The sequence below is a fragment of the Mycobacterium sp. E3247 genome (assembly GCF_001667785.1).
In the GTDB taxonomy this organism is placed as follows: domain Bacteria; phylum Actinomycetota; class Actinomycetes; order Mycobacteriales; family Mycobacteriaceae; genus Mycobacterium.
Genome location: NZ_LZJG01000468.1, coordinates 1 through 6,098, shown reverse-complemented (window position 1 = coordinate 6,098; position 6,098 = coordinate 1). Strand labels below are relative to the sequence as shown.

Genomic DNA, 6,098 nt, shown 5'->3' with positions numbered 1-6,098 from the left:
TCCAGCCGGCGCAGCACGGCCAGCACCGAGGCGGCGAAGTCACCGGAGGTCGGCCCGTGCCGGTAGGCCTGCGCCACCAGGTGCACCGCCACCTCGGTGTCGGTGTCGCTGGTGAACTCCACGCCGTAGGCCTCCAGCTCGTGGCGCAGGCTCGGGTAGTTCTCGATGATGCCGTTGTGGACGACGGCGATCTTGCCGGCGGCGTCGCGGTGCGGATGCGCGTTGCGGTCGGTGGGGCGCCCGTGCGTGGCCCAGCGCGTGTGGCCCAGGCCGGTGGTGCCGCCCAGCGACTCCGGCGGCATCTGCGCGACCGCCTCCTCCAGATTGGCCAGCCGGCCCGCGCGGCGACACACCGTGAGCGCGCCGGCGCCGTTGACGAGTGCGATCCCCGAAGAGTCGTAGCCGCGGTATTCCATCCGGCGCAGCGCATCCATGACGACCTTGCAGGCAGGCTGCTGCCCGACGTAGCCGACGATTCCGCACATTTGAACCAGGGTAGTGCAGGCGGGCCACCGGCCCCGCACTCCGCGTGATGGCTAGCCCGCCCACCTGCACGAAAGTCCCGTTTGACCGACCCCTACCGACGTTTCCAACTCCGCCTCAGCGAGCACACCGGCGCGGTCATCTTCTCGCAACACCGCAGCTACACCTTCACCGGAACCGTCGAGCAATGCGAAGCGGCCTACCGCACCGCGCAGCTGCACGTGAACTAATCCACCCGGTTTGCCGCCGCACGGCCGCCGACCGTCCTGCTCATGCCGTCTACATAAACGATAGAAGCGTTTTCACCTGATGTATTCGTGGCGTTTTCATCGGCGTCATCGCTCCAGCAATTCAGCTACTTAACATTCTGCTTATCGGCTATGACTGGCAATCACGAAGCCAGCAGAAAGGACGGATCGTTGACGCCCGCATGATCGGTCAGCACCTGGGTGATCATGTGGTCGACCAGGATGAATGCGCACAGCGCGACAGTAATTCTCAGCAATAACCGTTTAAGACAGACATCAATGCCGATCGTCCAGCTACCCGGTAAACGCGTTTCTCGCCGTACCTCTAATTCGGTTCGTTATAAATAGTCCAGGAACGCTTAAGCCGCCGGATAAGTAACCGTTAATAGATGTTAATCCGAAATTTCGCAGACCTTCAAGGGGAGAATCATGACTGCTGTTCTGTTCGACGATGTGGTGACTCTTTCGTCCGCTGCTGCGCCGAGCCTCACGGTGGCTCCGGCACCCAAGCCGGCGCCCAAGCCGGCGCCCAAGCGGCGGCACCGCGAGCCGATCGGCGGTGGCGACCCGATGGTGGACGCCGCCGCCCGGTTGCTCAGCATCCCGCTGCGCCACGTGTATGCGGTGCTCTGGCGGGTCGGCATGATCGAGGTCAGGGCCTAGCACCGATGCGCTAACGTCGACGCGTGGCCCGCACCCGCAAGCTCGTCGCAGCCCTCAGCCGCCGTGGCCCGCACCGGGTTTTGCGTGGTGACCTGGCCTTCGCCGGTCTACCGGGCGTGGTGTACACCCCGGAGGCGGGGCTGGGATTGCCCGGGATCGCGTTCGGACACGACTGGCTCACCAGGGCCGCCAACTATTCGGGTCTGCTCGAGCACCTGGCGTCGTGGGGCATCGTGGCCGGCGCCCCCGACACCGAACGCGGCCTGGCCCCGTCCGTCCTCAACTTCGCGTTCGACCTCGGCACCGCGCTGGACATCGTGTCCGGTGTCCGGCTCGGGCCGGGCAAGATCAGCGTGCATCCCGCCAAGCTGGGCGTGGTCGGGCACGGATTCGGCGGCTCGGCCGCCGTGTTCGCCGCGGCCGGCATGCCGAAGAAGCTGGCGGCGGCGGCCGCGTTGTTCCCCGCGGTGACCAGTCCCCCGGCCGAACAGCCTGCCGCGACGCTGAAGCTGCCCGGGTTGATCCTGACCGCGCCGGGGGATCCGAGGTCGCTGAACTCCAACGCGCTGTCGCTGTCGCGGGCGTGGGACGCCGCCACGCTGCGCATCGTCAGCAAGGCCCAGCCCGGCGGGCTGGTGGAGGGCCGGCGGCTGACCAAGGTGTTCGGGCTGGCCGGCCCGAACCGGCGCACCCAGCGCACCGTACGGGCGCTGCTGACCGGCTACCTGCTCGCCGCGCTGGGCGGGGACAAGACGTATCGCGACTTCGCCGATCCGGACGCCCACCTGCCCAAGACCGATCCGCTGGACCCCGATGCCCCGCCGGTCGCCCTGGAAGAGAAGATCGTCGCGCTGTTGAAGTGACGGGGTAATCGCCCACTGTCGCCGTCGTGGTATCTGTCGTTGATGCGAATCGGGATCGCCCTGGATTATTCGGGCGGGTTTCATCAGGGCGTGGACCGCGTGGTCGAACTCGAGAAGGCCGGCATCGACATCGCCGTGGTGGCCGAGGCGTACGCCTTCGACGCGGTGAGCCAGCTCGGCTACCTCGCCGCCAAGACGAACACCGTCGAGCTGGCGTCCGGGGTGTTTCCCATCTACATCCGCACGCCCTCGCTGCTGGCGATGACGGCCGCGGGGCTGGACTTCGTGTCCGACGGCCGATTTCAGCTGGGGATCGGCACCTCCGGGCCGCAGGTGATCGAGGGCTTCCACGGCGTGGAGTTCGACGCGCCGCTGGGGCGCACCCGCGAGATCGTGGAGATCTGCCGAAAGGTGTGGCGGCGCGAGCGGCTGCGGCACGACGGCAAGCACTACCAGATCCCGTTGCCCCCGGATCGCGGCACCGGCTTGGGCAAGGCCCTGCAGCTCATCAATCACCCTGTGCGCGAACGGATCCCGATCAGCATCGCCGCGCTGGGCCCGAAGAATGTCGAGCTGACCGCCGAGATCGCCGAGGGCTGGCAGCCCGTCTTCTACCTCCCAGACAAGGCGGCGTCGGTGTGGGGCGAGGCGCTGGCGGCCGGGACCGCCAAGCGTGACCCGGCGCTGGGCCCGCTGGACGTGATGGTGCACGCGTCGGTGGCCATCGGCGACGACGTCGACGAGCGGCTGGCGTGGGTCAAGCCGCAGCTGGGCCTGTACCTGGGTGGGATGGGCGCCAAGGGCCGCAACTTCTACCACGCCCTGGCGACGCGCTACGGGTTCGGCGAGGTCGCCGACCGTATCCAGGAGCTCTACCTGTCGGGCCGCAAGCGCGAGGCCATCGACGCGGTGCCCGACGATCTGGTGCGCGGCATGTCGCTGGTGGGCCCGCGCGGGTACGTCGCCGAACGCCTGGCCGCCTTTGCCGAGGCCGGGGTGACGACGCTGCTGCTCAGCCCGCTGGCCACCGACCGCGCCGAATCCGTCCGCTTCGTCGAGGACGTGCTCCAGCTGCGCCCCGCGTGAGCCGTCACTGCCCGGCCTGCGGAAGCTGGTCCGCGGCGATCTCGCACGGCGTCTTCGGTTCGGTCGCCGCAGGCCCCGGGCCACCCCCGGCGGGAGCGGCAGCCGGTGCGGGTGCGTCTGGCGGTGGGGCGACCGCCGGTGGCGCCGGGTCTGTCAGCGCCGGCGCATCCGCGAGCGGCGGCGCATCCGCGGGCAGCGGCGCGTCGACCGGCTGAGCCACCGCGTCGGGCGTGGCCTCCACCGCGTCACCGACGTCTTCCGGTTTGGCGGGCTCGTCATCGGTGTCGTCGGCCCCAAACGGGTCCTCGCCGAAGGGGTCTCCCTCGTCGAAAGGATCGGTGGCTTCGGATCCGTTGCCCGCCGAGCCGATCAGCCCACCGACCGCGTCGACGATCCTGCTGGCCAGCCCGAGGAGACCTTCACCCCCGCCGAGCCCACCACCGGCGAGCCCGTCGCCCAGTCCTTCCCCGGGTATGCCGGCCGCGTAACCGAGCGTCGATCCCCAGTCCGGCGGCGGTGTGGGGGGAACAGGAGACGGCGCGACGGTCGCCGCGGTCGGCGCCGGATCCGCCGGCGGGGTGGCGGCAGCGGGAGTGACCGCCACGCGTGCTGCGGCGGGCGGGGCCGGCGGCAGGGGCTGGTAACCGGTCCCGAGGTCCCCGGGAGCTTCGAAGCGGGCGGCCGGCGCGGCGGCCATCCTGTCGGTGACCATGTCGTAGGAGGTCGCCACACCGTCGCGTGTCGAGCGCATCGTCGTCAGCCAGTCGTCGCGGATCTCGTTGTCCACGTAGGGCATTACCTGCTCGCGCACCACCCCTTCAGCGGCCGGCCGATCCCCCGCACCGGTCGTGACCGTCGCTGCCGCGGCCAACCAGGTTGGGCGCAGCGCCTGAGTGCGGTCGTCGATGGCGATGGCGGTCGCGACCTTCGAGTCGACCAGGTACCACAGGTTGTCGCGCAGTGATTCACACCGTTGCGCCGCCGCGCGCAATTCGGTGGTCACCGCGCTGGCGGCGTCGCAGTGGCGCTGAAGGAACCGGACGGCGGCTTCCCCGCCGGGCCCCGTCCACGCCGCGGCCAGCTCGGCCACCTGGGCGCGCTGCATCCGCAGTGCTTCGGAGACCGCGTCGCCCGCCGCCCGCAACTCCGCGCAGTCACGGTCGAGGGCGCGCAGGTCCAGGCCGTCTTCGTTGTCGTACCAGTCGTGGACCTGTGCGGGATGCGCCGTGAGGTCGGGGTGTTGGTAGCCCAGCGCGTGGCACGCCCGCACGTAACTCTGGGTGTGCTCGACCGCGGGCAATCCTTCGGCGAGGCGCGCGGCGACGTCCAACCGGTCGGCCATGATCAGGCGATCCGCGCCGCGGCATACAGTTCGGCGTCCGCGTAACGGTCGGCGCTGCCCCGGAGGGCGGCGGCGATCTCCACGGACCCGCGCGACCACTGCGCCACCTGCAGGGTCAGCCGCTCCAGTTCAGCGCGTAGCGCGTCACCGCGCGTGGTGTGCGCCCGCCCGGCGCAGGCCCCGCCGAAAGCCAGCCGGCCCAGCTGATCGCTGAGGGCGCGGTCGAGGAGGTCGGCGGCGGCGCGGAACTGATCGGCGACGCGGTGCGTCGCCGGGACGTCGATCTCGGTGCGCGCCACGGCGACCGGTCGTACTCCCCTGTCGAATCTCATGCCTAATCCGACGCCCGGACGCGCGCCCGGGTTCCGAGGAGATTCAGTGCGCGGCGCTGACCGCCTCAGCCACCCGGTTCGCCACGCGCTGGGCGACGTCGGCTTCGGGCGCCTCCACCATCACCCGGATCACGGGCTCGGTTCCGGAGGGGCGCAACAGGATTCGGCCGGTGTCGCCGAGTTCGGCCTCGGCGTCGCCGACCGCGGTGCGCACGGCGGGCGCGGCGGCGGCGGTGTCCTTGTCGGCGACGCGGACGTTGATCAGCACCTGGGGCAGCGTCTGCATGGGCGCGGCGAGCTCGGTCAGCGACGAGCCGGTCTGCACCATGCGCGTCATCAGCCGCAGCCCGGTGACGATGCCGTCGCCGGTGGAGCCCAGCGCGGGCATCACGATGTGCCCGGACTGCTCGCCGCCCAGGCTGTAGTCGCCGGCCCGCAGCTCCTCGAGGACGTAGCGGTCGCCGACGCCGGTGGTGCGCACGGTGATCCCGGCGGAGCGCATGGCCAGGTGCAGCCCGAGGTTGCTCATCACGGTGGCCACCAGCGTGTCCGAGGCCAACTCGCCGGCCTCGCGCATGGCCAGCGCGAGGACCACCATGATCGCGTCGCCGTCGACGAGCTCGCCGTTGGCGTCGATGGCCAGGCAGCGGTCCGCGTCGCCGTCGTGGGCCAGGCCGAGGTCGGCGCGGTGGGCGATGACGGCGGCGCGCAGCGAATCGAGGTGGGTGGAGCCGCAGTTGTCGTTGATGTTCAGGCCGTTGGGCTCGGCGTTGATCGCGATGACCCGCGCGCCGGCCGCGCGGTAGGCGCGCGGCGCCACCGACGACGCCGCGCCGTGGGCGCAGTCGACCACTACGGTCAGGCCGTCGAGGCGCAGCGTGCTGGCCTTGCTCAGGTGGCGCAGGTAGCGGTCGTCGGCGTCCTCGGCGTCGATGACCCGACCGATCCCGGCGCCGACGGGGCGCATCCCGACTTCCGCGGTGAGCAGCGCCTCAATTTGATCTTCGGTGTCGTCGTCGAGCTTGCGGCCGCCGGGACCGAAGATCTTGATGCCGTTGTCGGGCATCGGGTTGTGCGACGC

At 70.5% G+C, this 6,098-nt stretch carries 7 protein-coding genes and 1 pseudogene; 4 read left to right on the top strand and 4 right to left on the bottom strand.

The features are described from left to right. A pseudogene (locus A9X04_RS23000) lies at positions 1–485 on the bottom strand (glutamine--fructose-6-phosphate aminotransferase); the annotation flags it as partial. Positions 486–566: 81 nt separating this feature from the next. On the opposite strand from A9X04_RS23000, the gene A9X04_RS30595 reads away from it, so the two are divergent. From A9X04_RS30595 to A9X04_RS22985, 4 genes are all read left to right on the top strand, one after another. Further along, positions 567–713, top strand: a complete 147-nt coding sequence (locus A9X04_RS30595; RefSeq protein WP_156764500.1) for a hypothetical protein — start codon at positions 567–569, stop codon at positions 711–713. Positions 714–1,160: 447 nt separating this feature from the next. Next, positions 1,161–1,394, top strand: a complete 234-nt coding sequence (locus tag A9X04_RS22995) for an Rv1535 family protein (protein ID WP_067925480.1) — start codon at positions 1,161–1,163, stop codon at positions 1,392–1,394. A gap of 23 nt (positions 1,395–1,417) precedes the next feature. After that, positions 1,418–2,257 (top strand): dienelactone hydrolase family protein, encoded by an 840-nt coding sequence (locus A9X04_RS22990; protein WP_067925477.1) that lies wholly within the window; start codon positions 1,418–1,420, stop codon positions 2,255–2,257. A gap of 42 nt (positions 2,258–2,299) precedes the next feature. Further along, on the top strand, positions 2,300–3,343 hold the full coding sequence (locus A9X04_RS22985; protein WP_067925474.1) for an LLM class F420-dependent oxidoreductase: 1,044 nt from the start codon (positions 2,300–2,302) through the stop codon (positions 3,341–3,343). 4 nt (positions 3,344–3,347) lie between these two features. On the opposite strand, the gene A9X04_RS22980 is transcribed toward A9X04_RS22985, so the two are convergent. From A9X04_RS22980 to glmM, 3 genes are all read right to left on the bottom strand, one after another. Next, positions 3,348–4,685 carry a hypothetical protein gene (locus tag A9X04_RS22980; protein ID WP_067925470.1) on the bottom strand — a complete coding sequence of 446 codons (1,338 nt, stop codon included), beginning with the start codon at positions 4,683–4,685 and terminating at the stop codon, positions 3,348–3,350. Positions 4,686–4,687: 2 nt separating this feature from the next. Beyond that, the gene (locus A9X04_RS22975) at positions 4,688–5,017 is read right to left on the bottom strand and encodes a hypothetical protein (protein ID WP_067925467.1); all 330 of its coding nucleotides are present in this window, start codon (positions 5,015–5,017) and stop codon (positions 4,688–4,690) included. Between the two features lie 43 nt (positions 5,018–5,060). Beyond that, positions 5,061–6,098 (bottom strand): phosphoglucosamine mutase (glmM, locus tag A9X04_RS22970; RefSeq protein ID WP_067925465.1); only part of this gene is annotated, 1,038 nt, incomplete at its 5' end.

Excerpts from the sequence above, each read along its gene's own strand:
- A9X04_RS22995 (WP_067925480.1), top strand. The coding sequence starts at position 1,161 with ATGACTGCTGTTCTGTTCGACGATGTGGTGACTCTTTCGTCCGCTGCT.
- A9X04_RS22985 (WP_067925474.1), top strand. The coding sequence starts at position 2,300 with ATGCGAATCGGGATCGCCCTGGATTATTCGGGCGGGTTTCATCAGGGC.
- A9X04_RS22980 (WP_067925470.1), bottom strand. The coding sequence starts at position 4,685 with ATGGCCGACCGGTTGGACGTCGCCGCGCGCCTCGCCGAAGGATTGCCC.
- A9X04_RS22975 (WP_067925467.1), bottom strand. The coding sequence starts at position 5,017 with ATGAGATTCGACAGGGGAGTACGACCGGTCGCCGTGGCGCGCACCGAG.